Here is a 26,005-nt window from a genome sequence, read left to right as displayed (position 1 = left end):
GCGGCTGGTACTTGGCGGGTTGGGACTTCTGTGGGGTGGAAATAGGGGGAGTTGACCGCGGATGACGCGAATTGGCGCGAATGCGGGATGAGCGGTCAGTCGTTTGCTGGAACTTTTAGGCTGACTGCTGAGAGCTTTTCATTTATTGGCGTGACTCGCGGTTCTGATGCTCTCGGTTCTTAACTTGGTAAAGGCTACTTCGCGGCGGCGGCGGAGACGTTGAGGGGGTCGGGGACCTTTTGCCACTAGCGGCGATCGAAGGAGTGGAAGATCTCCAGTGGCAAAAGGTCCCCGACCCCTTGGGTGCGTGCTGTCGCGTGTCGCCCGGTGTCGTCTGATGCGTTTTTGGCGACAGAAGGCCGAAGTTGTTGGGTGGGTTGGAGTTGGGATGTCGCCTGTCGTGTTGTCTTGAGGCGACAGGGGGGTCTTCGGTTCGCTTGTCGCGAAAGCTGTGGGAGGGGTCTCTGACCCCGAAGCGGCTTGACGGGGCCGCTGCGCCGTGGAGTGGTGAGCGGCATCGGCGTCGGAGACGCCTCCCACAAACGCTTGATGACGCCGGGCGCTGTCGCGTGTCGCCCGGTGTCGCCTGATGCGTTTTGGGCGACAGCAGGCTGAACTCGTTGGTTGGGTTGGAGTTGGGATGTCGCCTGTCGTGTTGTCTTGAGGCGACAGGGGGTCTTCGGTTTGCTTGTCGCGAAAACGGTGGGAGGGGTCTCTGACTCCAAAGCGGCTTGACGTGGCCGATGTGGCGTGGCGTGGTGAACGGCATCGGCGTCGGAGACGCCTCCCACAAGATGCTCTCCTGCCCCGTTCATGGCGAGCGCGGCGGTGGTGGTCGTCGCCGGCAACGGGAGGGCGCCAGGCGCAGGTTGGGCTTCTCCTGGCGGATGACGCGTGGGCGCAGCGGCGGCGCGGGATGTGGACATGCGATCACTATAGCGAGTGGTGCGGCCGTTTTCTAGATGGGACTTTTGGCCACCCCTCTGCGGCGGGCCGTCATTAGGACCGCCGGGCGCTGCTCGCCACGGTTAGTATGGCGAGGGTACTTAGTTCTCATTTTCGGCAGGCAGCAAGAGGCGTTGTCCTTTAGGCTGCTTGCGAGTCGGTCGGTAATGATGCCGTGGCGGGGCCTCTCACTGGCGACACGCCAATGGCGCCCCGGCGTGTTGAGTGTCCCTTTTTGGGATGGAAGCTCACACATTGAGGGATGGATCGTGAGTTGGAGCAGTTATATTCTGCGCTCGCTCGATCGTTACTTGGCAGCAGCGTCGCCCGAAGCTGCGAGTGAAGCAAGTCGCCGCCGTTACGCTGCTCTTTACTTCCCATAAGATAACTATCGCCATGTCTGAAAAACCGCTTTATTTCGCAGCGCGCAAGGGGAAGTTTGATGAAGTCAAGCGATTGCTTGCCAGTGGCCATCCTCCAGATGAGCGTGGCGACGCACTTACCGACAAAGTCAAGAAGGCCGCCGCATGGATTGTCAACGATGGGGGCGTAGAATTCGCGGCGGAACTCTTCGGCCAATCGATCGATGTGACGCCGCTGATGGCCGCCGCTGAGCACGGACACGAGGGAATCATCGAGGCGTTGCTCGAAGCGGGCGCCGACGTCAACGCCGAGGACAGTTTTAAGCGAACGGCGATGATGATCGCCATCACTTGGAAGAAGGAGACAGTGGCTCTCAGACTCCTCTTGGCGGGGGCAGACCCAAATGCGAAAGACGGTTCGGGCGAGCCTGTGCTGACGCGAGCCATCAATGCCAAGTTGTTCGCATTGGCCAACGCTTTGCTCGACGCCGGCGCGTTGGCGGATCCGCGAGGCAAAAAAGATCTCATGCCAATCACTGCGGCCTGTCGCAATGAGGGCGAGAAGGCGGCAATTTTGATCGTCCGCTTAATGGGCGCCGGGGCGAAGCTGAAGTCTTCGCACAGCCTGTTACAACTAGTCAGCTGTCAAAGCGAGGCCATAGTCCGTCGGGCGCTAGCGGACTTCCCCGAGCTTGTCGCCGAGGCGTCGCCCGATCAACTACTGGAAGCCGCCGGAAAGCGACGAGATCTGCCGCTCATTCGCGCTTTGCTGGAAAGCGGCGTCCGCCCGACGAATCGGCCTCATGAGCCGTCGCCGTTGACGGCCGTGGTCATTGGTCCGCCGCGTTCGTCGACTGAGTTCTACTTGCCTCAATATATTAACGACGAACTCGAGATCGCCTGCTTGCAAGAACTGGTCAATGCAAACGCTGCGCTTAACCATGTCACGAAGAGCCAGTCGTCGCCTCTCCGCATGACGATCTATTTCTGCCGCAGTCGGCTATGCCAGTGGCTATTGGATCAGGGCGCAAACCCCAACCTCCGCGAATGCGGCGTCAGCGCTCTGGCGTACGCGGAACAGCGATTAACCGACACACGCATCACGCATCTTCACACCGACGAGGATCGAGTCGAACTGCTCAGGCGACGCAGCGAACTGGAAGCGATTATCGAGCAACTAAAGACGGCTGGAGCCGCCAGCAACTCGGAGCCAGACGCTGATGAGACTCAGGGAGAAGCTGGTTCGTCGAATGCTCGACCAAGCAGACTGAGCGAACTGATTGATATTCCGGCAACGCCTGTTTCGCGTCGACGAGGAGTGTGCGCGGAAGATTTCTCGCGTGCGGAGCAGATGCTGGTTCGCACCGACATTGAAAAGATCGCCACGATGCTGGCGAAGGATCGAAAATTCAATCGCGTTGAGCGAGACGTCCTAGGCCGGCAATCGGAGATCAAGCATGAGGCGGGCGACGCTCTATTTCTTGTCAAACTGAAAGGCCACGAGTGGACCTATGTTACGAGTGAGCGTCCAATCCACGGCGACAGCCCAATGAAGGGGTGGTCGAAGTCGCTCAAGACGCAAGTGCTTCACGCAGGCGAGCAAGCGACGGCGGGAGTCGTCTACTACTGGCTGTACGATCGCGGCGAATGCGTTGAGACGTTCGAGTCCGACGGTCAATGGTTTCGCGGCAGGGTCGAAATTGATCCAGACGTTCAGGACGAATCGGATCGAATGGCCGGCACCAGCTTTGGTTCGTTACGACACGACGAGGAAATTGACTGGAGCGCCTACGAATCGGAGTACGAGTTTCTCGATTCATTTCTACGAGCGGAGGATGCTTATCTCACGTTCATCAGCGTTGATTTCCGGAAGCAGGACCAAAGCTTAAGACTCGCCGCGTACCACGACGACGAAATCGCCCCGGACGCAATCGAGCGCGTCGACATTGCGTTTTACAAGCCGACTGCAGCGCAACTTTCGACTGCCAGCCAGCCTGACCCCGCCGAGGATTCGCTGATGCAAGCGATTAGAGCCGGCGACACCGAGGCGGTTACCACAGCGATTCGATCAGGCGCCGACGTAAATTCGTCGCCGCCAGGATATAGCTCGTCGACGTATCTCTCCGTTGCAGCGGGTCATGCTGCGTACAACCGCCCCCTGGAGATCGTCGATCTTCTTCTGGCGGCCGGCGCCGATCCGAACAACGGAGGCGATGGCCCAATCCTAGGCAACGCGTGCTTTCACATGGATAGAAGCGTCGTTCCACTAAAAATCATGCAGAAACTCATTCTTGCCGGAGCTGACGTCAATCGACGTAAGGTCCCGCTCGCCGACAATCCGTTCTTGGCAGGCGGCGGTGAAACTCCATTAATGGCGGCGGCGCGAGGCTGCACTCTGATCGTCGTTAAACTGCTTCTTAAATATGGAGCCGATGCCACGATGAAGAATGATCGCGGCCAAACGGCGCTTGATTATGCCGAAAATTGGCTTCGCGCAGTTCGGCGCGATCGCCTGAAGGACGTCCCGGCATTCACCAACGATACTGATGAGGCACGCGCGATCGCGACCGTCGAGTTATTGGAGGTGGCTATCGAGGGAACGCTCGACATTGCCGCCCTTCCAGACTTTGAGCAGACGATTCAAGAGGAGACTTTGCGATTGGTGCGATGAGGCTCTGCCTGAATCGTCTGTTTCAAAAAGTGGGGTAGCTTGCCATTGACGTGGAGCTATGGGCAGTGTTTTCGGGCTCTTTTCGACTTCCGCATGCTCACGTCTGAGGGGTGAGGGCATGGCACCCTGCGTACCCTGCGCCCTGCAATCCGGTCGTGACTTGAGTTGCATTTGTGGGTGGCATGATGAACTTCGTGAAGAATCAGGCCGCTTGTTTCGGGGTAGGTCCTTCGCTGCGTTCAGGATGACGATTGGTGCACGCTTGGGCTGACGAATAGCGGGCTCTGTTGCGGGTTCGCCCTCATCCCCGGCCCTTCTCCCCGCGGGGAGAAGGGGGCGGATTCTTCGCTTCGCTCAGAATGACGGGGGATGCTCAGAATGACGAGTAGCAGGCGGGTTATCATGGCGGCATGGACGATTTTCGCGATATGGCGCAGAGCCCGCAGCAGCGGAGGCGGTTTGAGCGGTTGCTGCTGTTGGCGGCGGAACGCGGGGACGCGGACCTGGTGGCGGAGCGGTTGGGGTGGGGCGTCGATCCGAATTGCTCGTTTGGGCGCGGGCGGACGCCGCTTCTGGCAAATGTGCGCGGGTCGTGCCCGAGCGCGGCGACGGTGCGGGCGCTGTTGCGGCATGGCGCCGATCATGCGCTGACGGATGACGCGGGGTTGTCGGCGCTCGACTATGCGCGGCGGAAGCTGATGCGGGTGCAAGACAAGCAGCCGCCGCGGCCGTCGCCTTCACTCGACGAGAACGGGCAGTTGGCGCTGGACCCCGACGAGCAGGCCGAAATGGACGGCATGCGCGCGGAGCTTGGCGCCGATGGGGGTGAGTTCTTGCGGCTGTTTTGGAAGGAGCGGTTGAGGGCGGCGCGGCGGGTGTTCAACGATCCGCGGGAGGTGGAGGCGATTGTGGAGATTTTGGAGGAGGCGGAGCGTCGAGAGGCGTCGTGAAGAATCTGGCGGCTGGTTGGGGGGTAGATCCTTCGCTGCGCTCAGGATGACAATTGGTGCGTGCTCAGGATGACAATTGGCGGGCTCGGCTAACAAATGGCGGGCTCGATCGAGGGTTCGCTCTCATCGCGCGGCCCTTCGCCCCGCGGGGAGAAGGGGGCAGATCTTCTGCGGGCGGGCGCCGCGCTGGGCGAGAACCTATACTTGCGGGGAGTTTGCGCGTGTGACGGCGTAGAACGAGGGCGTGCCGGGATGAAAGACAAAATGGCGATCGAGAAGTCTGGTGCACAAGTGGCGCTTGCCAGATGGGCGACGGCGTTGGCCGTGGCGAGCGTCGGCGCGGCGGCGGTCGGCGCCGTGGCGATTGGGGCCTTCGCGATTGGGCGACTTTCGATCAGGCGGGTTGCGGTCGAGGGCGCCCGCATCAAGCGCCTGCGGATCGACGAGTTGGAAGTGGGACGCCTGACGGTCGACGAGACGAACAACGCGTGACTTGCCGTGATCGCTGGCGCCGTCCTCACCGAGCGGTGATGGGCGGCGCCGGTTTCGGAGTTGCCCGCGGCTAACGCGGGATGCTGATCTTCGCGTCGGTGAGTCCCGCGGGCGGGACGACGAGGCGCAGCGACCCGTCGGAGAACGACGCGGGCCAGGCTCCGGTTGCCTGGGGAGCGCGCCGGGTTTGGGGATCGTCGACGAAGACTTCGACGCCGTCGACGATTTGGGTCGCGGGAGCGGCCGGCGCGGCGGTGGTTGCTGGCGGGTTGATCATGAGGCGATGCTCGCCGACGATCGCGCCAGGCATGGCGGGGGTGACGAGTTCCAGGGTGAAGCGGCCCTGTTCGTCGGTCTTGCCAAAGGACCCGGAGCCGGGGTTCTCGGTTCCTTGGCCGATGGGCTGCGTCGTGATGCCGGCGCCGGCGAGCGGTTGGTCGCCGTAGAGGACGACGCCCGAGACGGGGACCACGTCGGCGGCGCCGCCGCAGCCGACGCACGCCAGCAGCGCGGCCACTAGCAGCGAGGCCGCCGGCAGCGAATGGCCGCGGTGAACGGGCATGAATCGTCGAGCGGGGATCTTCATGCTTGCCGTCTGGTTAGACGCCTGACAATTTCGGCCTGGGGAGCGCGGCGCACGGGATGATTACTCGAGCGTCGCCGTCTCGTCGCCGGCAATCGTCGACGCGGCGCCAAAGAGAAAAATGTCGACGGCATCGGAAACGAACTGCACGGCGCCGTCGCACTTGGCGATGCTGAGACCGGAGGGGTGCAGGCTGCCCCAGGATCGCTTGCAAGGATTGTCGCCAAACGCGCCGGAAATTTGGAGGCAGCGATCGTAATCGGAGATGATGGACCGCGTTTGCAAGAAGGTGACCGACCGTTGATACGACGTGTAGGTGTACGCCCAGAACGTGCGGCGGCGGCGGGACTCGGCGAGCAGCCCGACGTGAGCCTTTTCTCCCAGGAGCATAGTGTTTGACGTGCCGTCGGTGATCTCCGCCAACCGCACGGGCGAGGTGAGGGACCAGGGGGGATTCGGCTTGAGCTTCGGCTCGGCGACCCAGGGATTGACCATCATGCGACCCGTCCCGGGGAGCGGGCCGCGTTGATGCGAGTAACGCTCGGTCTGTTCGGCCGAACTGTCCCAGAACGCCGAGGACTCGACGGTGCAGAGTCCGGCGTTGCCGCGGTACGAACCGCGGTTGTATTTGACGACCGCCCCCGGGCCGGACGCGGGGTTGTCGTTCAGATCGGTCTCCTCGTCGCTGGGGCAATCGAAGATGGGCGGATTGGATTCGCGGACCACCGCGTTGTTCTTGCCGTCTTTGTCGGTATCGACGAGCGATTCGTTGGGCTCGTCGAAATCGTACTGGTTGTAGAGGGCCTGTTGCTCGATGAAGGGGAGAATGAAGATCGACCAGCCGGCGCCGCTGCGCACGCCGACGTCGCCGTCGGTGATTCCGCCCGAGGGGAGCGAGCCCTTGGAAGACTCATAGTTCAAGCAACCGAGCGCTAGTTGTCGCAAACTGCTTTGACATTGGCTGCGGCGGGCGGCCTCGCGCGCCGCTTGGACGGCTGGCAGCAGGAGTGCTACCAAGACGCCGATAATCGCAATGACGACCAAAAGTTCGACGAGGGTGAAGGCGGGGACGCGACGCTTCAGCAGACTCACAGCGTGCATGAATCCTCCGGCGAATCGTTGCGCCGCGACAAGAGCAACGCCGGGCGCCAGGCACGCCTGCTTAGTTGCCGTGCAGCGATCACATTGCTGGAAAACCGCCGCCGACGGCGGACGCGCTTTCGATTTGAGACAAACTTAGAGAAGGAGCTGATGGCTCTAGCATACCAATCGGGTCGATAATTTGTCCATGTTAAGCCCGCGCAATCGCCGGTTTTTGCGCGCACGCGCGGCAAGTGGCGCATGCAACGACCTACGAGTCGTGCAAGCGATCGCCGAACTTTCGGGACGGCGTGATCGTGGAGCGCGGGCATGAGGCCGAAGTGCGGCGGCGCGGCCGCGCCGGCGGCGCTAGGCTATTCGCCCGGGCTGGTCATTCCTTTGATCTGCTTTTCCAGGCTGTCGAGACTCCAATCGCCGGGGGTCTGGCTGGGGGGGTACTCCTTCATGGTCAGCAGAAACTTGCTGGCGATCGATTGGAGCGGCACGAGGACGAAGGCGCGGTCGATCATCCAATCGTGGTAGGTGTTGGAGTTCTCTTGCGACTTCTCGAAGGGGTCGCGCCGCAGGTTGAACAGCAGCGGCAGGCGGAGGTGGACGAACGGTTCGCGCCAGACGTCGAGGCGATGAGCGCGATTCTCGAGGTAGATCGCTTTCCAGTCGTTGTAGCGGAGGGCGACCACTTCCCCGGCGTCGTTGACGTAGATGAATTCGCTTCGCGGCGACTCTTTGGTCTGGCCGCTGAGATAATCGAGCAGGTTGTAGCCGTCGATGTGATTGCGGTACTTGCGGCCATTGAATTCGGCGCCTTTCAGTAGCTGCTCCTTCACGTCGGGAGCGCCGGCGGCGGCGGCGAAGGTTGGCAGCCAATCTTCATGCGAGACGATGCCGTTGAGCGTCGTTCCCGCGGGAAAATGACCGGGCCAGCGGACGAAGCAGGGAACGCGAAAGGCTCCTTCCCAGTTGGAGTTCTTTTCGCCGCGAAACGGGGTGGTGCCGGCGTCGGGCCAGGTGTTGTAGTGGGGACCGTTGTCGGTCGAGTACTGCACGATCGTGTTATCGGCCAGCCCCAGGTCGTCGATGAGTTTGAGGAGCTCGCCGACGTGCATGTCGTGCTCGACCATGCCGTCGCTGTATTCGTCCTGGCCGCTGATGCCGATATGCTCGGGCTTGACGTGCGTGCGAAAGTGCATGCGGGTGCCGTTCCACCAGCAGAAGAAGGGCTTGCCGGCTTTGGCCTGGCGGGTGATGAACTCCTTGGCGGCGGCAATCGTCTCATCGTCGATCGTTTCCATGCGCTTTTTGGTGAGGGGCCCGAGATTCTCGATGGTTTGGCCCCCTTTGCCGTCGGCGGCGGACTTGATGATGCCGCGTGGACCGAATTGCTCCAAGAAGGTTTTGCCGCCGGCGAGCTTCAGATCGCGGGGATAATCGCGATTTTCGGGCTCTTCCTCGGCGTTGAGGTGATAAAGGCTGCCGAGGAACTCGTCGAACCCGTGCATCGTCGGCAAGTGTTCGTCGCGGTCGCCTTGGTGATTCTTGCCGAACTGGCCGGTGGCGTAGCCTTGGCTCTTGAGGATGGTGGCCATGGTGACGTCGCTCTTTTGCCAGCCTTCCTTCGCGCCGGGCATGCCGACCTTCGTCATGCCGGTGCGGACCGGGACGCTGCCGCTGATAAAGGCAGCGCGACCCGCAGTGCACGATTGCTGGGCGTAGTAATCGGTGAAGGCAATGCCCTCTTTCGCGAGGCGATCGATGTTCGGCGTGTGATAGCCCATCATGCCGCGACTGTTATGGCTGATGTTCCACGTGCCGATGTCGTCGCCCCAGATGACGAGGATATTTGGCTGCGGCTGGGCGGTCGCACTGGGGACGACGCCGACCAGAGTCGCAAGGTAGAAAACGGCACAGACCAGGCAACGATATGGCGAGGTCATATCGCGGCTCCTTTGGGGGGAGAGAAGTGAAGAGCAATCAGCGGTGCACAGCACGGCACTACTGCTAGATTTGCTCAGCCGAGAAGTTTACGCAACCGAGAATCAAGGAAAACACTGGCAATTTAGCGTTCCGCCCGGGCAACCTCAATCGGGCGTCAAGCCTGCTCACGGCGGTACTGCCCGTCGCTGACGTGTTCTAGCCAGTCGACAGCTTGGCCGTCCAGCTTTTCCTGGATGGCGAGGTGGGTCATCGAGGTCGTGGGGGTGGCCCCATGCCAGTGCTTTTCGCCCGGCGGAAACCAGACGACGTCGCCGGGCAGGATTTCTTCGATGGGGCCGCCCCAGCGTTGGGCCCAGCCGCAGCCGGCGGTGACGATGAGCGTTTGCCCCAGTGGGTGCGTATGCCAGGCGGTGCGGGCGCCAGGTGCGAACGTGACGCTCGCGGCGGCGACGCGGGCTGGGGCAGCCGCATCGACGAGCGGATCGAGGCGAACGACGCCGGTGAACCACTCGGCGGGGCCTTCACGCGAGGTCCGGGAGCCTGATCGATGAATGTCCATGGCAGCGAATCCTGCGAAGAGTGCGTGATCGGCACGGCTGCTTGCGGAGGGAACGCCGGCCGCTGGCGTGGCGATCAAGCGCCGCGTTTCCGACAACTACTTTGCTTCGCCGCGGGCCAGCAACTTGTCGAGGATGCCATTGATGAACTGCGGCGAGTTGGCCGTGCCGTAGCGCTTCGCAAGTTCGACGGCCTCGTTGATGGCGACGCGGTCAGGGGTGTCGGCGTAGCGAATCTCGTAGGCGCCGAGGCGCAGCAGGTTGCGATCGGTGGCCGGCATGCGGGGAACCGACCAGTGCTCGGCCTTTTCGGCGAGCAAGGCGTCGAGCTCGTCTTGGTTCCGCTTGACGCCCAGGACAAGCTGCTTGGCGAACTCGCGCATCTCCTCTTCTTGCAACCGCGCAGCGAGGAACGTGCCGAGATTGCCTAGGGCGTTTTCGGGGTTGAGGTCTTCTTGGAAGAGCGCCTGGAGGGCGATCTCGCGGGCGCGGCTACGACGACTCATGATGATCTGCGTTACGAATTAATTGAACCACGACGGCACGAAGGACACGACGAAAGGCAACATGAAGGAGCACTTTCGATCCGCTTGGTCTGACGTCGTGCTCGTTGTGTCGTCGTGGTGAGTTACTGATCTTCCGGACGCTGTTATTCTACGCGCCGGGTAAGTTCTTGAGCAATCCGACCATATGCAGAGCGGCTTCGGCGCATTCGCTCCCTTTGTTGCCGTGGGCGCCGCCGGCGCGGTCGACGGCTTGTTCCATCGACTCGCAGGTGAGGATGCCGAACAGCACAGGAACGTCGAATTGCAGCGAGATCTGGCTGATGGCGAGGCTCACGCCGCGATTGATGTGCTGGTCGTGCGACGTTTCGCCGCGGACGACGACGCCGAGGCAGATCACGGCGGCGTGCAGTCCCCCTTCGGCAAACCGCTGGGCGACGAGCGGGATTTCCCACGAGCCCGGCACCCAGGCGACGTCGATGTGGACGTCGGGCACGCCGGCGGCGCGGAGCGTTTCAATGGCGCCTTCAAGCAGAACGCTCGTGACCGACTGGTTCCACTGGGCGACGACGATGGCGTAGCGATCGTCGGGTTCAGGACGAGCGGGTGGGATTTCGTGGGGCATGGGGAGTGAGGAATCGGAGGCTAGTTACTGGATGCGCAATGGTGGGCCGCAACTGACGACGGACAACTGACATGTTCTAATCGGCCGCCGGCGGGGCGTAGTGAAACTCTTCCACAATCCGCCCGCCGATGAGGTGTTCCTGGATGATTCGTTCGAGCACGGCGGGCGTGCAGGAGTGGTACCAAGCGCCTTCGGGGTAGACGACCGCAATCGGGCCGCGGGCACAGACTTGCAAACAGTTGGCCTTAGTGCGGAAGACGCCGCCGTCGCCCGTGAGTTTGAGTTCCTTCAGCCGGCGCTTCAGGTAGTCCCAAGAAGCGAGGCTCGACTTTTTGTCGGTGCATTTGGGCTTCGTTTGATCGGCGCAGAGGAACAGGTGACGCTGGATTTTGTCGGCGCCGACGGCGGTGAATTCGGACCAGGGGCAAGGAGAGGCTTCAGTCATCGGAACTCAATGAACAAGCGGAGAGCAGAAAGCGGAAAGCGGCGTCCTGATCGAACCGTCCGCTCTCGGCTTTCCACTCTCCGCTTTGAATGGCGGGCTAGTCCTTGATGCTCATCAAGAACTCGGCGTTCGACGCCGTCTTGCGGAGCCGGGTGGTGAGCAGGTCCATGGCGTCGGGGCCGTTCATCTCGTTCAGCACGCGGCGCAGCAGGCAGACGCGGCGGTATTCCTCGGGGTCCATCAGCATCTCTTCGCGGCGGGTGCCGCTCTTGGTGATGTCGATGGCGGGCCAGACGCGACGATCGACCAGGCGGCGATCAAGGACGATTTCCTGGTTGCCCGTTCCCTTGAACTCCTCAAAGATCACCTCGTCCATGCGGCTGCCGGTGTCGACCAGCGCCGTGGCGATGATGGTGAGCGAGCCCCCTTCCTCGACCTTGCGGGCCGAGCCGAAGAAGCGCTTCGGCCGCTGCATGGCGTTGGCGTCGATGCCGCCCGACAGGAGCTTGCCGGAACTGGGGCATTCGCTGTTCCAGGCGCGAGCGAGGCGGGTGATCGAATCGAGGAAGATGATCACGTCGCGGCCATACTCGACCATTCGCTTCGCCTTCTCGATCACCATTTCGGCGACCTGGACGTGGCGGGCGCTCGTTTCGTCGAAGGTGCTGGAGATAACCTCGCAGTTGGGGCCCTTCACTTGGCGCTCCATGTCGGTCACTTCTTCCGGACGCTCGTCGATCAGCAGCATGATGACGTAGGCGTCGGGGTAGTTCGTGAGAACCGACTTGGCCATTTTCTGCATCAGCACAGTCTTGCCGGCCCGCGGGGGGCTGACGATCAGACCGCGCTGGCCGAAACCGATCGGGACGATCATGTCGACCACCCGCATGCCGATTTCCTCGGCGCCGATCTCCATGCGGATCCGTTCGTCGGGGTGGACCGGCGTGAGGTTGTCGAACAAGACCTTCTTATTGACCATGTTCGGGTCTTGGCCGTTGATCGACTCGACCCGGAGCAGGGCGAAGTAACGCTCGTTTTCCTTGGGCGGACGGATTGTGCCGGAGACCGTGGCGCCGGTGTGGAGGCCGAAGCGGCGGATCTGGCTCGGGGAGACGTAAATGTCGTCCGGGCAGGAGAGGTAGTGATAGTCGGGCGAACGCAGGAAGCCGAAGCCGTCGGGGAGGATTTCGAGCGTCCCTTCGCCCGACATCATGCCGTTGAACTTCACGCGTGACTTGAGGATGCGGAAGATCAGATCCTGCTTCTTCAGGCCGCTCGCTTCTTCGATGTTCTCTTCTTCCGCCATTTCGATAAGCTCGGGCATGCTCAATCGCTGGAGGGCGGCGATGTGGATGTTCGGATCGGGCTTGTCGGTGCGCTCGATGCTGCTGCCGACGCGGCGGACGCGCTCGGCGGCCTTGTCGAGTTCCTCGGCGAATGACAGCGGTTCTTCCTGCTCGAGCTCAGCGAGACGCTGGCGATCGATGGGGGCCACGCCTTCGTCGTACGAACGGCGCTGCCGCGGGAAGGGCTGTTGGGGCCGACTGTACCGCGGTCCACGGTTGCCGGTCTCTGACATGTGACTAACTCCTGAAGATCGGAAAAGAGAGGGAGTCGTCGGCGCATGGAACGCGCCAACGGGAGGGATTGGTGCACGACAAAGGGACGCAGCAGCCCCGTGCCAGGACTGCGGCGCGTGAAGCGACGAAATGGGAAATCCAGGGAAGCTATTCCGCTCGGCGACGCCTTGAAGAGGCGCAACCGAACTACACGCCGAGGCAAGGAAGGCGGGGACCTCGGGCAAAGTTCCTAACAAAAGCGATGTTTAGTATGGCAAGCGACTTGGGATTGGGGAAGTCAGCTGGTGGCAGATTTGCGGTTTTTACCAAGCTAGCGACGTCGTGATGTAGCCCCTGGCTCCGCCAGGGGTAGCACAACGCGGGACGACGTCTGCTGGTATGGCGACCGACCCCCTGGCGGAGCCAGGGGCTGACATCATGCAACTGCCGCCGACCAGAAGCGCTCGACCTCTGCCGCCAGTTCCGCCAGCGTGCCGGCGTTCCGGATGACATGGGTCGACCAGCATCTTTTCTCGTCTATCGGCATCTGGGCCGCCTCTCTGCGAGCGAATTCCTCGGGACTCCACCCTCGGTATTTCGCGGCCCGAGCCAATCGCTGTTCGCGCGGGGCGTCGACGAAGATGACGGCCTGGCAGACTTCGTTCCAGCCCGACTCGATCAGCAGCGGGGCGTCGATGACGACGGCGGGAATGACGGCGTCGGGAAGCTGGCGGATTTCGGCTTCGATTTGGGCGCGGATGAGGGGGTGGAGCAGTTCTTCGAGCGCGGTGCGGTTGGCTTTGGCCTCGCTGGAATCGCCAAAAACGAGTTTGGCGATTGCGGGGCGCGAGACCCCCCCTGCCCCGTCGAGGATTCCCGTGCCCCAGCGGGCGACGAGTTCGTCGCGGACGGCGGGGCGCTGGAGGACGGCGTGGCCGATCTGGTCGGCGTCGAAGACGGTGGCGCCGCGACGCGCGAGTTCGGTCGCGACGGCTGATTTGCCGCTGGCGACGCCGCCGATGAGGCCGATGGTGAGCATAGAGATGAGATTGTAAGAGTATTTCCAGCCTCCGGCTTCGCCGGGGGGTAAACATGTGCACCATTCCGTTTCAGCACGCAGCGCGACCCCCTAGCGGAGCCAGGGGCTAAATATCATTCTTCGTCCCAGGCTTCGCACTCGGCCCAGTTGGGGCCGATTTTGACGTCGACTTTGAGCGGCACGGCGAGTTCGGCGACGGTCGACATTTCTTGGCGGACAAGCTTGGCCAGTTCGGCGGCGTCGTCGGGCGGCGTTTCGAACAGCAGTTCGTCGTGGATCTGGAGCAGCATCCGCCCCGGCAGGCGTTCCCGCCGCAGGCGTTCCTGGATGCGGATCATGGCCAGCTTGATCAGGTCGGCGGCCGTCCCCTGGATGACGGCGTTCACAGCGGTTCGTTCGGGGACGTTGAGGTAACGCAGCGTTCCCGATTTCTCGCGCAGGCCTGGCGGCACGGGGCGGACGCCGTCGATTGCGCGGCGGCGATTGAACAGCGTGGTCACATACCCTTGCTCGCGGCAGAGCGTCAGCGTGTCGATGAGGTACTCCATCACTCCCGGGTACGTGGCGAAGTACTTTTCAATGAATTCCGCGGCCTCTTCCTTGGAGATGCCGAGGCCCTTCGCCAAGCCGAACGGGCTTTGGCCGTAGATGATGCCGAAGTTGACCGCCTTGGCGCCGCGGCGCATCTCGCTGGTCACCTCGTCCATGGCGACGCCGTTCACCTGACTGGCGACCAGTCGATGAACGTCCTCGTCGTTTTCGAACGCCTCGCGAAGTCGGGGGTCGGCCGAGTAATGGGCCAGCACTCGCAATTCGATTTGCGAGTAGTCGGCGGCAAGCAGCACCCAGCCTGGCTCGCCCGCCTTGAACGCCGAGCGGATTTCGCGACCCTCCCGCGTTCGGATGGGGATGTTTTGCAGATTGGGGTTGCTCGAACTGAGCCGTCCCGTGGCCGCGACGACCTGGTTCAGCGAGGCGTGTACGCGGCCGGTGGCGGGGCTGACGAGTTGCGGGAGGGCGTCGATGTACGTGCCCAGCAGCTTTGAGTACTGCCGATACTCCACGATTTTCGCCGGCAGCGGATGGAGCGGCGCGAGTTCCTCCAGCACGCTGGCATCGGTGCTGGCGCCAGTTTTAGTCTTTTTGAGGACCGGCAGCTTCAGTTCGTTGAACAGCAATTCAGCGAGTTGCTTTGGCGAGTCGATGTTCAGCGGGCGGCCCGCCATCTCTTCGATGGCAACCTTGATATTGTGGAGCCGCTCGGTGTATTCGACGCTCAATTCCTTGAGTCGCGCCACGTCGACGCAGACGCCGAGATACTCCAGATCGGCCAGCACGTCGATCAGCGGGACTTCGATCGTCTCGTTGAGCTCGGCCAGTCCGTCGGCCGAGAGGCGATCGACGAGAATCGGGAGCAACCGCAGCGGCACGTCGGCGTCTTCCGCGGCATACTCGCCCACGCGGGCGACTGGCGCCTGATCCATGCGCAGTTGGTTCTTGCCGGAGCCGATGATTTCGCTGATGCGGATCGTCTCGTGTCCCAGATACTTCTTCGCCAGGTGATCGAGATTATGCGTTCGCTCACCGGAGTCGATCAGGTAGTCGGCTACCATCGTGTCGAAGGTGATGCCGCGGAGATTGATGCCGAGCGTGCGCAGCACGATGAGATCATACTTAATGTTCTGGCCAATCTTGGCGATGGCGGGATTCTCGAAAATCGGCTTGAGCGCAGCGGCCGTGGCGGCTGGATCGAGGACGCGATCTCCCGCTGGGCCGCGTACTGGAACGTAGAACGCCTGACCGGGGCGCCACGCGAAGGAATAGCCGACGACCTCGGCGTTGCGTGGGGAGATGTCGGTCGTCTCGGTGTCGATCGAAAGCTGCTCCTGCTGTTCCAGCTGGCTGATGAGCACGGCAAGTGCTTCTGGGGTGTCGACGACCTGATAGTCGCCATCCCAATCGCTGACTGCCGGGATGAGCTGGCCGGGCGCCTTTTCCACATTCGCGCCGGCCACGGCCATCACGCGCTCGGCGAGGCCGCGGAAACCGTAGTCTTGGAACAACTCGGTCAGTCGCGATTCATCGAAGCCGCCGATGCGGGCCGAATTCCAGTCGATGGCGATCGGCACATTTTTGTCGAGCTCGACCAGCTTCCGCGAGAGGAGCGCCGCTTCGCGATGCTCGATGAGGTTCTGACTCCGCTTGCCGCCCACTTCGGCGGCGTGATCGAGGACGTTTTCGAGCGTGCCGTATTTTTCGAGAAGCTCCTTGGCGACCTTCGGCCCAATAAGCGGGACGCCGGGGACGTTGTCGATCTTGTCGCCCACGAGTGATTGAAAATCGACGACTTGTTCCGGGGCGATCCCCCAATCGCCGTAGAGTTCGGTCGCTCCGTACTCCTGATCCTTACGGATGTTGTAGATGGCAGTCTGCGGCGTGAGGAGCTGCCGGCAATCCTTGTCGCCGGTAACCAGCAGGCAGCGGGCGCCGGCCTCATCGCACATGCGAGCGACGGTGGCCAGCACGTCATCAGCTTCAAAACCAGGATAGTCGACGATCGGGATTCCCATCGCCTGGACGACTTCGCGGATTTTCGGCATCTGCGCCGAGAGCGATTCGGGCATCTCGCCTCGATCGGCCTTGTAGAAGTCATAGAGCTCATGGCGGAACGTCGGGCCGGAGAGGTCGAACGCGCAAATTAGCGCCGTCGGCTGCCGGCGTTCGATCAGCTGCACCAGATCGCGCGTGAACCCATAGACCGCGCTGACCGGCTCTCCGCGGGGGCTGGTGAGCTCCGACCCCGCCATCGCGTGAAAGACCTGGAAGATCAGCGAATGGGAATCGACGACGTAGACGGTCCAGTCACGGATGGACGGGTCGGCTCCGGCCGCTTCGCGTGCCGCCGTGCGGTCGATCCCATCGGGACCGACGCCCGCGGGCGTCGTTGCCGCCGCGCCGCCGTCGGCAGCGCCGGGCGCCGGCTCGGCGTCGTCCATCCCAGGGAATTTCGTCTGGCGAGCAGTTTTGGCCATTTGGGAGAAATTCTCTAGGCTGAGCGAAAATGGGCCATAAAATGCTGGTGGACTGACGTTCGCTGGCGGTGCGACAGCGGCGAGCGGTGCGCCAGGGGCGCGGCTCGCGGGGGCGGTTTGACACACCCTAATCCCGCAATTAAGCTCGACTTACGGCGATTCTATCGCCCGACGTCGCCGCGCGGAAGCGCTGGGCCTGTTGCTGCTAGGATCTTTTCCCGCCGAGACCTTTTCCTACCGACTCGCCAGTCTTTACGTCCGACGAACAGAGAAGTTAGCGCAGATTAGCACATTGAGGTCGCCGCATGGCCGCGAAAGAGAACCAGGGGCTGCAAGCCGTCGTTATCGTCCTCACGATTTTCCTACTGCTCACGGGCGTGGGATTGCTGTTCGTGAACAACGCGCGGAAAACGGCCGTTGCCGAACGCGAAGACGCGCGGAAGCAGCTGAGCGATTCGCAAAGCAAACAAGCTCAGCTCGACTCCGAGGCAAAGAACTACAAGGCCTGGATCGGGTTCCCAGAAGATGCGCTGCTCGATTCGCTGACGCCGCAGTTCGACGAGGACAAAACGCGCTTTGGGCTCGGGGTGGACGAAGCGAGCCGCGCCTACAAGACGATGTTGCAGAGCGTTTTTGAAGAGAAGGAAAAGCTCGTCAAGAACGAAGCCAACGCCAAGGCCGAAGTCAAAAGCCTCAAGGAGAAGCTGCTGGCATTGGAATCCGAGAAAGAAGCCCAAGTGAAGGCCCACCTCGCGGCGCTGGACAAGGCTAAGCAAGATCTGGCCGACGTCCAACAGAAGGCCAAGCAGCAGTACGACGAAATCAGCGCGAAGAACAATGACATCGCCAAGAGCATGACCGACGACCGCGCGAAGCATGCCGAGGAGCTGGCGAAGATCAACTCCGACAAAACCGCCGTTGAGACGGCTAACGCGAAACTCGAACGGCAGGTCGATAAGCTGCGCGAAGGGCTGCCCGAAGTCGATCAGTTCGCCCAGCCGGCGGATGGTCGCGTCACATGGGTCAATCAGCGCTACGGCAAAGTGTGGATCGACCTTGGATCTAGCGACGGCCTACGGCCCCAAGTGACGTTCAGCGTCGCCGCCGAAGGCAACGCCGACGCGGAGCAGGCCGAAAAGAAGGGGAGCATCGAGGTGATTCGCGTGCTCGACGCCCATATGGCCGAGGCGCAGATCACTTCCGACGACGCGAAGAATCCAATCCTTACCGGCGATCGCATCTACAGTCAGGTCTGGGATCGCGGACGGACCGTCGGGTTCGCCGTCGCCGGCGACATTGATCTCGACAAAGATGGCCAGGACGACTTGCAGCGGCTCCAGGACATCGTCGCCGCCAACAGCGGCCGCATCGACGCGGCCCCCAATGCGGCCGGCGCCCTCGAAGGTGATTTGAAGATCGACACGCGCTACCTGGTGCTCGGTAAGTATCCCGATGGCACGCAAGCGCGGGACGAAGCGCTGCGGGCGACCTGGAAAACTTTAAGCGACGACGCAGAGCGACTCGGCATTGAGACGATTCCGCTGGAAGAGTTCATCAAGCTGATGGGGTGGCGCATCGACAATCGGTCGATCGCAATGGACGCGTCGTCGCGCAACGCCGACTTCCCGCCGGAACCGCTGGGCGAAGTCTTGCCGCGCAAGCCGGTACAACCGGCTGGCGTCTTCAAGAAGCGGCTGCCAGCGGTCAGCTACTAGTAGTCGACGCGTACCCGCGGTCGCTCGCGGTTATGCCGCAGCCGCGGCTCAACGAGCCGCCGGAGCGGCGCGGAATCGCCTCCTCGCGCGGCGTGGATCGGCCGTGCGCGTTCGGTTGCGCCTCAGGGCTGTCGTTAACCAGCGGCTACTGGCAAATCGCGTCGATGCTTTCGCGCAGGACGTGGCCGAGGAGTTCGAGCTCCGCGTCGTTGATCGAGAGCGGCGGCATGACCACCACCACGTCTCCGAGGGGCCGCAGCCAGACTCCTTGAGAGGTCGCTTGTTTGGCGACGCGGTAGCCGTGACGCTGGTTTGCTGGGTAGGCTATCCCGCCGTCTCGATCCGAGCACAGCTCGACGCCGGCGATCGTGCCCATCTGCCGAACGTCGGCTACGTGAGCGTGGTCGCGCAAGGGAGCGAGAACGCGCGCCATTTTCTCGGCAAGTCGCGGGACCGTCTCTTCGAGCACCCGCTCGTCGGCAATGACGTCGAGCGTCGCGCATGCCGCCGCCGCCGCCAGTGGGTTGCCGGCGTAGGTGTGACCATGATGGAATGTGCACCCGGACGCATAGTCACCCAGGAAGGCGGCATAGATCTCGTCACTGGCGATCGTCGCCGCGAGCGGCAGGGTCCCCGAGGTGATGCTTTTACCCAAACAGAGCAAGTCGGGCGTGACCCCCTCATGCTCGCACGCGAACATCCGTCCGGTGCGGCAAAAGCCGGTGACGATCTCATCGGCGATCAGCAAGACGTCGTAGCGCCGCGTCAACTCACGCACGCCGCGCAGGTAACCTGGCGGCTGCAACACCATGCCCGCGGCGCCTTGCAGCAATGGTTCGATGACCAGGGCGGCAACCTCCTCATGATGCCGGTGGAGCGCCCGTTCCAGCAGCGCCAGATGATGGCTCGCATCACCGAGCCGCGCATCAGGCGGCGGCAGCCGCAAGACGTCGAACAGCAGCGGTTTGTAGAGCGCGTGAAACCGCTCGATCCCGCCGACGGCCGTGCTGCCGAGCGTATCGCCGTGGTAGGCGCTGTCGTAAGCAAGGTACTTCGTCTTGCCCTGTCGAGGCGTCGGGCACTGCAGCCAGTATTGGAAGGCGATTTTGAGCGCCGCCTCAACGGCGCACGACCCGTCGCTGGCGTAGAAGACGCGATTAAGTTCACCAGGCGCCAGTTCAGCCAGACGTCGCGACAACTCGACGGCTGGCACGTTGCTCATGCCGAGGGTCGTCGCGTGCGGGAGTTTCCCGAGCTGTTCGACAATGGCCGCTTCAATTCTCGGATGGCGATGGCCGAGCAAATTGCACCAGAGACTGCTCACGCCGTCGAGGTAACGACGGCCATGGACGTCGACAAGCCAAGAGCCCTCGGCGCGCTCGATCACCATTGGCTCGTACTCGCTCATTTGCGTGAACGAATGCCAAAAGTGGCGCAGATCCCAGTCAGTGAGTTCAGCCGGCGTCGGCATATTGGCCTTTGCGTTGACTCACCATTTGACCTGCACGGGCGTCCCGACGCGGACGCCGAGCATGATCTTGGCGCTGTCCTCGACAATCGCCAGTTCGAGGCAATCCTGCGCGCCGATCAGCGCGATCAGCGTCATTGGCGGCTGGTCGGCGTAGGCGTTGAAAATGCCGCGGGTCTCATGCTCGTCGCAGTACACCCCGACCGTCTCGTCGGTGGGGACGCCAGCGAGCATTTCGCGCGTGATGTCAGTGATCAGATTTCCGAACGAGTCAATCGCCGTCACTTGGCCGTCGATGCGATTTGCCACCTTCACTGCTCCCGGCCAATTGAACGAGACGAGCCGAACGTCGATTTTCCTCGAGGCGCCGGCCGACGCCCGGGTCCCGCGCCCGAAGTTGACCTGGCTGCCGCCGTCGCCACTGGTTCCCGGAACTGCCGTTCCGTGGTGATAGCACGTATCTTAAACGCGTGCGGGCATCTCGCCAACCTCGTGTCCTAACTCCGCTTGGCCGTCGGGAGACGGAGCAGAACCGCGTCGGCCGAAACTGCAAGCCCCCCATGATGGCGCTCGTGGCGCCGCGACAAATTGCAGGGAGCGGATTAGATATCGGGAAGCGATTTGCTGGCGCGACTTACGCGTTGATCGTGCCCAGGTGGCTACAGCGCGACCGTGAACAACCCCTCAACTGCGGGTGCAGCGACGGCCGGATGAACCACGATCCAAGGACGTGCGGGATACCGAGAGTGTGCTGGCAGCTACGCGCGAGGGCGACGAGTGCGCCAAGGAAGTCCTGAGATTGCCGCGATGCAGCCGCTGGCCAGCAACCAGCTCGCCGGCTCCGGCACAACTCGGTAACCCAGGCCATTGAAGCTAAAGCCATCGCCGAGAGAGTTCGCGCTGTCCCATGCGATGCCGATCGTCTCGCCCTTGGCGAGTATCGCGTCCGCCAGCGGCAGCATCCCGTCATGCAGGTCGGCGAACGTGACGGTGCGGGTAAGGCCGCCGATGGTTAGTCGCAGCGAATCGAGCTCGTCGAACTCGTCGAGTCGCAGTCCTTCGAGCGCCAGATCTTCACTGAAGGCGAGGGCCAGCTCTTCCGGCGCGACCGCGCCGCTGTCGAGCGTGAAGTCGATCAGATTGGGATTGTTGCCGGGAAGGCCGTTAACGCCAATGAGACCTGCCTCGAAGTCGACTCCGAACGTCGCAGGATTGGCGGCTGCCCCTTGCTGCACGCGCGTCTGCCACGTCGCGTCAATCGGGACGCCGATGCCGGGATCAGCCGGCAGTTGGACGAGCGATGCGCTGAAGAGATTGCCGTAGTCGGCCAGTACGGGAATCGGATCGTAGCAGAGCGAACTTGTCGAAGCGACGTAGATTCCTTCCGTGCCGTCGGTGAACTCGGCTCGGAACGCGAGGTTGTACTTGAACTTCACTGTCGTCAGTGCGCGGTTGCCGATTTCGAGGTTGCTGATGACGCGGCCGTCCAGAATGTTCCCTTGCCGCGTCACCTCGCTGATCATGCCGCACGTGTCGAGGTAAATGCCGTATCCGCCGCCGATCGAGGCGGCCTGCGCCCCGCTCGGAATGGCGGCATTGTTGTTGACGACCGAGTTGGCGACAAACGCGTGCGCGCTCCCAAGCGTCGAAACGCCCTCGAAATGGCGGAAGTTGAATCCCGGGGCTGAAGGATTGGGCGTGGTGACGTCGGCCACTTTGGCCAGCGAGCCGTTTACGTAGCGATAGACGCCCGCCCGCGCCGGGGTCGAGAATTGTTCGTTGTACGAATAGAGCACGGTCGACCCGGCAAGGCTTGGCCGCGCCGATTGCACGACGCCGGTCGTTGATACGTTGTCGAAATACGTGTTCAAGAAGGCGAAGTTGTCGTCAAACTTGTCGGCGGGGAATCCCGGAATCGACACGTTTTTGTCCGCGACCGCGACAATGGTGTCGGTGGACTTTTGCCAGCGGTAGACGCCGACGCGGCTGACATTGCTCGCGTCGATCCATTTTGCCAGGAAGACCGCGTAGTTGATGTTGTAGTCAATGTGCGAATCAAACGGGCCGCCGTACGGAGTAAAGGATTGGAACAAAGCGCCTCCCCCTCCCGGGACGGCGTCGCTCGCGTCGACGAAGGTGTTCTGAAGTTGAGTCACGTTGACGCCCACCTTGTTGGCGGCGTATGCGACGCTGCCGCTGAAAAGCGAAGGGGCGCCCCAAGCGACGCCAAGCGTCGTCGGGGCGTTTGGAGCGACGTAGGTGAAAATTGGGGCTTTGTAACTCGTGCCGTCGTAGGCGCTCGGCCTCGCCGCAATCTGATTGCCCGAGATGGCCGGGTCATCGAAGAAGAAGGCGATCGTGCCGACGGGCGGATTGGGGCCTGGAGAGACGACCCGTTTCGCATAGTTGGTCAACGCGCCGCCGGTCGTGCCGACCTCAATCCGGTCGTAGAGACCGCCGCCGCCGATCGCTGGGCCGAGCGTCTTGGCGCCGAAGACGACGCTGCCGCCGCTCATGGCAGGGATGCCGACGTAGTCGTACGTGGCCGTCGGCGGTTCGGAAGGAGGCGTGGTAGTAAATGAGTTGACGATTCGCTGAAAACTGAAAGCCGCTGCGGCATGAGATGACGGCAGCGCGAGTATCACGCACGCCACTAGAAGCGGATAGCCGCCACGACAAACGACGCCCGCGCGCAACCATGCGCGCTGCCATGTGGTAGGGATCATGAGCGGTCGCTCCTGAGAAGTGCGCTGCGGGAGGAGAGTCCAATCTCTATGGAGACGGAAATTGGAACTCGTTGAGTTGTAGTCGCGGTCAACGGGAAACGCAACTACTGGCAAGGGAGCTCGGGAATGGCGCCGGGTAAACGGCGACGGCGCACAACGAAATCCGCCCCAGGAGATGGCGGGCCGCCGAGATTCCATGAACGCGGCGATGGCGAGAGGCGGGCCGTCGGTCCGCTACTGCAGCGAAGTCGCCAACTCGATTGCCAATTCGCGAACGCGATTCGGATCGACGTTCGGATTCTTCTTCTTGGCCTGGCCGATAAGCGACGCGGCAGCTTGGAACTTGCCATTTTGGATGTCGGAAACCGTTTTGGGATTCGCGGCCAGCAGCTCCTGCACCAACGTCACTAGCGCCGTCTCGTCGACGCGTTCGATCTTGAGCTCAGCGAGCGCGGCGGCGACGTCGCTCCCCTTGTCGACCATGAGTTGAAACGCTTCGGGCGCTCGCGTTGAGGGCAGCCTTCCGTCATCCACGGCGCGAATGAGTTCGGCCAGTCGCTGTGCCGGGAGTCCGAAGCTATCAATCGTTTGCTCTCGCTCCTTGAGTTCGCGCTGCAGCGGGCCGGTCACCCAGTTGCACGCCGATTTCGGATTGCCCGACGCGCCCGCGACGGCCAGATAGTAATCGGCGAACTCGCGGCCTTGATTGACGATGACGTCAGCATCGTACAGCGACAGCGAATACCCCTCGGAGAGCCGCCGACGTAAGTCGGCCGGCAGTTCGCCCAGCGACTCGCGCACCACGTCGACTTCGGCCGCCGAGGTGATCACAGGAGCCAGATCGGGATCGGGGAAGTAGCGGTAGTCGCTCGATTCTTCCTTGCTGCGCTGGCCGCGCGTCACGCCCGCGACGTCGTCCCAGCCGCGGGTTTGCTTCGGCGCCTCGCCGAGTTGACGGCCCGTCTCTTGCCACTCGCGGTATTGTCGCGGAGCTTCGTACTCCAGCGCCCGCTCGACGGCGCGGAAGCTGTTCATGTTCTTGATTTCGACGATCGGCGTGGCGATGACCTTGCCGTCCTTCTCAATGTGGAGATTGACGTTGGCGTCGACGCGCAAGCTTCCCTCCTGCATGTTGCAGTCGGAAACGTCGATATAAGTGAGGAGAAGCTTCAGCTCCTGGAGGAAGGCCTTCGCTTCAGCGGCGCTGCGCATGTCGGGCTGCGAGACGATCTCCAGCAGCGGCGTGCCGGTGCGGTTTAGATCGATCTCGCTGTCGGCCTTGCCGGCCGCTTCGTCGTGAACGCTCTTGCCGGCGTCCTCTTCGAGGTGAGCCCGGATGATGCCGACTCGCTTGGGCGCGAATTTGTCTTTCGGATCGCTGATCTCCAGATAGCCGTCGGCCGACATCGGCAGGTCGAACTGGCTGATCTGGTAGCCCTTCGGCAGGTCGGGATAGTAGTACTGCTTTCGATCCCACTTGGTGAACTCGGGAATGGTGCAGTTGAGGGCGACCGCCGTCTTGAGCGAGAGTTCGTAAGCCCGTCGGTTCATCACCGGAAGCGACCCCGGCATGCCGATGCACACGGGGCAGGTCTGCGTGTTAGGCTCGGCGCCGAACTTGGTGTTGCAGCGGCAAAAGAGCTTGCTCTCGGTTGAAAGTTGAACGTGGACTTCGAGACCGATGACGGTCGTGTAAGGTTGTTCGCTCATCGTGCGCCTCCCAACGACGGACGCTGCGTGTGCCAATCGGTCGCCGCCTCGTACATCCGGGCGCCGCGCAGGAGTCGTTCCTCCGCGAGGGGGGGGGCCTGCAGTTGCAGGCCGATGGGAAGGCCGGCTTTCGTGACGCCGCAGGGAAGACTGAGGGCCGGGATGCCCGCGAGGTTGGCGCTCACGGTGTAGAGGTCGACCAAGTACATCGCCAGCGGGTCGTCGACCATCTCGCCGAGCTTGAATGCCGGACCAGCAGTGACCGGACCGACGATCAGATCGACCTGCTGGAACGCCTCGTCGAAGTCGCGACGAATCAGTCGCCGCACCTTGAGTGCCTTTAAGTAATAAGCGTCGTAGTAACCGGCGCTGAGAGCGTACGCGCCGAGCATGATCCGCCGCTTCACCTCGGCGCCGAAGCCGGCTTCGCGGGTGCTGCGGTACATGCGCACCAGCGGCGCGTCGACGTTGTCCGCGGCGGCCGTCTTGCCGGCGGCGATCAGTTCTTGCCGCTCGGCCGCGAGTTCCGCGAGCGCTGCCGATTGGTCGGCTCGGAAGCCGAAGTGCACGCCATCATAGCGCGCGAGGTTGCTCGACGCCTCGCTGGGGGCAATGACGTAGTAGGCCGCAACGCCGTACTTGCCGTGCGGCAGCGGCACTTCCTTCACCTCGGCGCCGAGCGACTTGTAGACTTCGATCGCCGCGCGAACCGACGACGCTACTTCGGGATCGAGGCCTGCGCCGAAGTGCTCAGGAACGACGCCGAGTTTCAACCCCGCGAGCGGCTTGTTGATCGACTCCGTGTAGCGCGGCGTCGGCTGGTTGATCGAGGTCGAGTCGCGCGGGTCGTGCCCGGAGATTGCCTCAAGCAGCAACGCCGCGTCCTCGGTCGTTGTCGCGAATGGGCCGACTTGATCGAGGCTGCTCGCGAACGCGACGAGGCCGAAGCGACTGACGCGACCGTAGGTTGGCTTCATCCCGACGATGCCGCAGAGCCCCGCCGGTTGCCGGATCGATCCGCCCGTGTCGGTGCCGATCGCCAGGGGCGCCATGCGAGCGGCCACGGCCGCCGCCGAGCCGCCGCTGCTGCCGCCGGGCGTGCGCGTCGGATCCCACGGATTGCGCGTCGGCTGGAAGGCCGAGTTCTCGGTTGAGCCCCCCATGGCGAACTCGTCCATGTTCGTGCGCCCGATCAGCACCGCGTCGGCCTGCTTCAACTTGCCGACCACGGTTGAATCGTACGGAGAGCGGAACTCCGCGAGCATCCGCGACGCGCACGAGGTGATCGTGTCGCGGTCGCAGAGAACGTCCTTCACCGCGACCGGCAGGCCGGCGAGCGGTCCGAGTGGTTCGCCCGCTTGACGTCTGCGATCTATCGCAGCGGCTTGATCGAGTGCTCGGGCCGCGTCGACGCGAAGGAACGCACCGATCGTCGCGTCGTGCCGCTCGATCCGCTCCAGGCAGGCGCGGGTGAGCTCGATAGAAGTCAACTCGCCTGTAGCGAGCAACTTCCGGAGCTCGGTCGCGGATCGATCGACGATGGACATGGCAATCGGCTCTCAGCATTCAGCAGTCAGCCAGAGACGC

Annotated in this window: 19 protein-coding genes; 4 read left to right on the top strand and 15 right to left on the bottom strand. The window is 62.7% G+C overall.

The genetic code is table 11. The annotated features are described in order from the left end of the window. Positions 1-1,341: 1,341 nt before the first annotated feature. The 3 genes from I41_RS15285 to I41_RS15275 all read left to right on the top strand — a co-directional run bounded on the left by I41_RS15285 (position 1,342) and on the right by I41_RS15275 (position 5,420). Positions 1,342-3,978 (top strand): ankyrin repeat domain-containing protein, encoded by a 2,637-nt coding sequence (locus I41_RS15285; protein ID WP_145433765.1) that lies wholly within the window; start codon positions 1,342-1,344, stop codon positions 3,976-3,978. A 410-nt stretch (positions 3,979-4,388) separates the two neighbouring features. Continuing rightward, positions 4,389-4,928, top strand: coding sequence for an ankyrin repeat domain-containing protein (locus I41_RS15280; protein WP_145433763.1), 540 nt, complete (start codon positions 4,389-4,391; stop codon positions 4,926-4,928). Positions 4,929-5,180: 252 nt separating this feature from the next. Next, positions 5,181-5,420, top strand: a complete 240-nt coding sequence (locus tag I41_RS15275) for a hypothetical protein (protein WP_145433760.1) — start codon at positions 5,181-5,183, stop codon at positions 5,418-5,420. A gap of 70 nt (positions 5,421-5,490) precedes the next feature. Here the strand turns inward: I41_RS15275 and I41_RS15270 are convergent, their stop codons facing one another. From I41_RS15270 to polA, 10 genes are all read right to left on the bottom strand, one after another. Further along, positions 5,491-6,006, bottom strand: coding sequence for a carboxypeptidase-like regulatory domain-containing protein (locus I41_RS15270; RefSeq protein ID WP_145433758.1), 516 nt, complete (start codon positions 6,004-6,006; stop codon positions 5,491-5,493). A gap of 60 nt (positions 6,007-6,066) precedes the next feature. Beyond that, positions 6,067-7,104, bottom strand: a complete 1,038-nt coding sequence (locus I41_RS15265) for a DUF1559 domain-containing protein (RefSeq protein WP_145436366.1) — start codon at positions 7,102-7,104, stop codon at positions 6,067-6,069. Positions 7,105-7,457: 353 nt separating this feature from the next. Beyond that, positions 7,458-9,038, bottom strand: a complete 1,581-nt coding sequence (locus I41_RS15260) for an arylsulfatase (protein WP_145433756.1) — start codon at positions 9,036-9,038, stop codon at positions 7,458-7,460. 155 nt (positions 9,039-9,193) lie between these two features. Next, positions 9,194-9,598 carry a (R)-mandelonitrile lyase gene (locus I41_RS15255; protein WP_145433755.1) on the bottom strand — a complete coding sequence of 135 codons (405 nt, stop codon included), beginning with the start codon at positions 9,596-9,598 and terminating at the stop codon, positions 9,194-9,196. A 96-nt stretch (positions 9,599-9,694) separates the two neighbouring features. Next, on the bottom strand, positions 9,695-10,102 hold the full coding sequence (gene nusB, locus I41_RS15250) for a transcription antitermination factor NusB (protein WP_246133680.1): 408 nt from the start codon (positions 10,100-10,102) through the stop codon (positions 9,695-9,697). Positions 10,103-10,250: 148 nt separating this feature from the next. Beyond that, a complete protein-coding gene (gene ribH, locus I41_RS15245) occupies positions 10,251-10,724 on the bottom strand; it encodes a 6,7-dimethyl-8-ribityllumazine synthase (protein ID WP_145433753.1) in 474 nt (157 codons plus the stop codon). A gap of 76 nt (positions 10,725-10,800) precedes the next feature. Next, positions 10,801-11,169, bottom strand: a complete 369-nt coding sequence (locus I41_RS15240) for a (2Fe-2S) ferredoxin domain-containing protein (RefSeq protein WP_145433751.1) — start codon at positions 11,167-11,169, stop codon at positions 10,801-10,803. Positions 11,170-11,266: 97 nt separating this feature from the next. Then, complete coding sequence (gene rho, locus I41_RS15235; RefSeq protein WP_145433749.1) at positions 11,267-12,748, bottom strand: transcription termination factor Rho; 1,482 nt, start codon at positions 12,746-12,748, stop codon at positions 11,267-11,269. Positions 12,749-13,164: 416 nt separating this feature from the next. Further along, a complete protein-coding gene (gene coaE, locus I41_RS15230; protein ID WP_145433747.1) occupies positions 13,165-13,767 on the bottom strand; it encodes a dephospho-CoA kinase in 603 nt (200 codons plus the stop codon). Positions 13,768-13,880: 113 nt separating this feature from the next. Further along, positions 13,881-16,799, bottom strand: a complete 2,919-nt coding sequence (gene polA, locus I41_RS15225) for a DNA polymerase I (protein WP_246133679.1) — start codon at positions 16,797-16,799, stop codon at positions 13,881-13,883. Between the two features lie 305 nt (positions 16,800-17,104). On the opposite strand from polA, the gene I41_RS15220 reads away from it, so the two are divergent. Beyond that, positions 17,105-18,514, top strand: coding sequence for a coiled-coil domain-containing protein (locus I41_RS15220; protein WP_145433745.1), 1,410 nt, complete (start codon positions 17,105-17,107; stop codon positions 18,512-18,514). A gap of 145 nt (positions 18,515-18,659) precedes the next feature. On the opposite strand, the gene bioA is transcribed toward I41_RS15220, so the two are convergent. From bioA to gatA, 5 genes are all read right to left on the bottom strand, one after another. Then, entirely contained in the window at positions 18,660-19,985 is a 1,326-nt protein-coding gene (bioA, locus tag I41_RS15215; RefSeq protein ID WP_145433743.1) for an adenosylmethionine--8-amino-7-oxononanoate transaminase, read from the bottom strand. 18 nt (positions 19,986-20,003) lie between these two features. Next, entirely contained in the window at positions 20,004-20,291 is a 288-nt protein-coding gene (locus I41_RS15210; protein ID WP_246133678.1) for an SAM hydroxide adenosyltransferase, read from the bottom strand. Between the two features lie 449 nt (positions 20,292-20,740). After that, positions 20,741-22,708, bottom strand: a complete 1,968-nt coding sequence (locus I41_RS15205; protein ID WP_145433739.1) for a hypothetical protein — start codon at positions 22,706-22,708, stop codon at positions 20,741-20,743. A gap of 234 nt (positions 22,709-22,942) precedes the next feature. Next, positions 22,943-24,418, bottom strand: coding sequence for an Asp-tRNA(Asn)/Glu-tRNA(Gln) amidotransferase subunit GatB (gene gatB / locus I41_RS15200; RefSeq protein WP_145433737.1), 1,476 nt, complete (start codon positions 24,416-24,418; stop codon positions 22,943-22,945). Beyond that, positions 24,415-25,965, bottom strand: a complete 1,551-nt coding sequence (gene gatA, locus I41_RS15195) for an Asp-tRNA(Asn)/Glu-tRNA(Gln) amidotransferase subunit GatA (RefSeq protein ID WP_145433735.1) — start codon at positions 25,963-25,965, stop codon at positions 24,415-24,417. The genes gatB and gatA overlap by 4 nt, the downstream gene beginning before the upstream one ends. Positions 25,966-26,005: the final 40 nt, after the last annotated feature.

The sequence above is a fragment of the Lacipirellula limnantheis genome, assembly GCF_007746075.1.
Classification (GTDB): Bacteria; Planctomycetota; Planctomycetia; order Pirellulales; family Lacipirellulaceae; genus Lacipirellula; species Lacipirellula limnantheis.
Note: the sequence above shows the minus strand (reverse complement) of the source record. Positions and strands in the feature narration are given on the sequence as shown.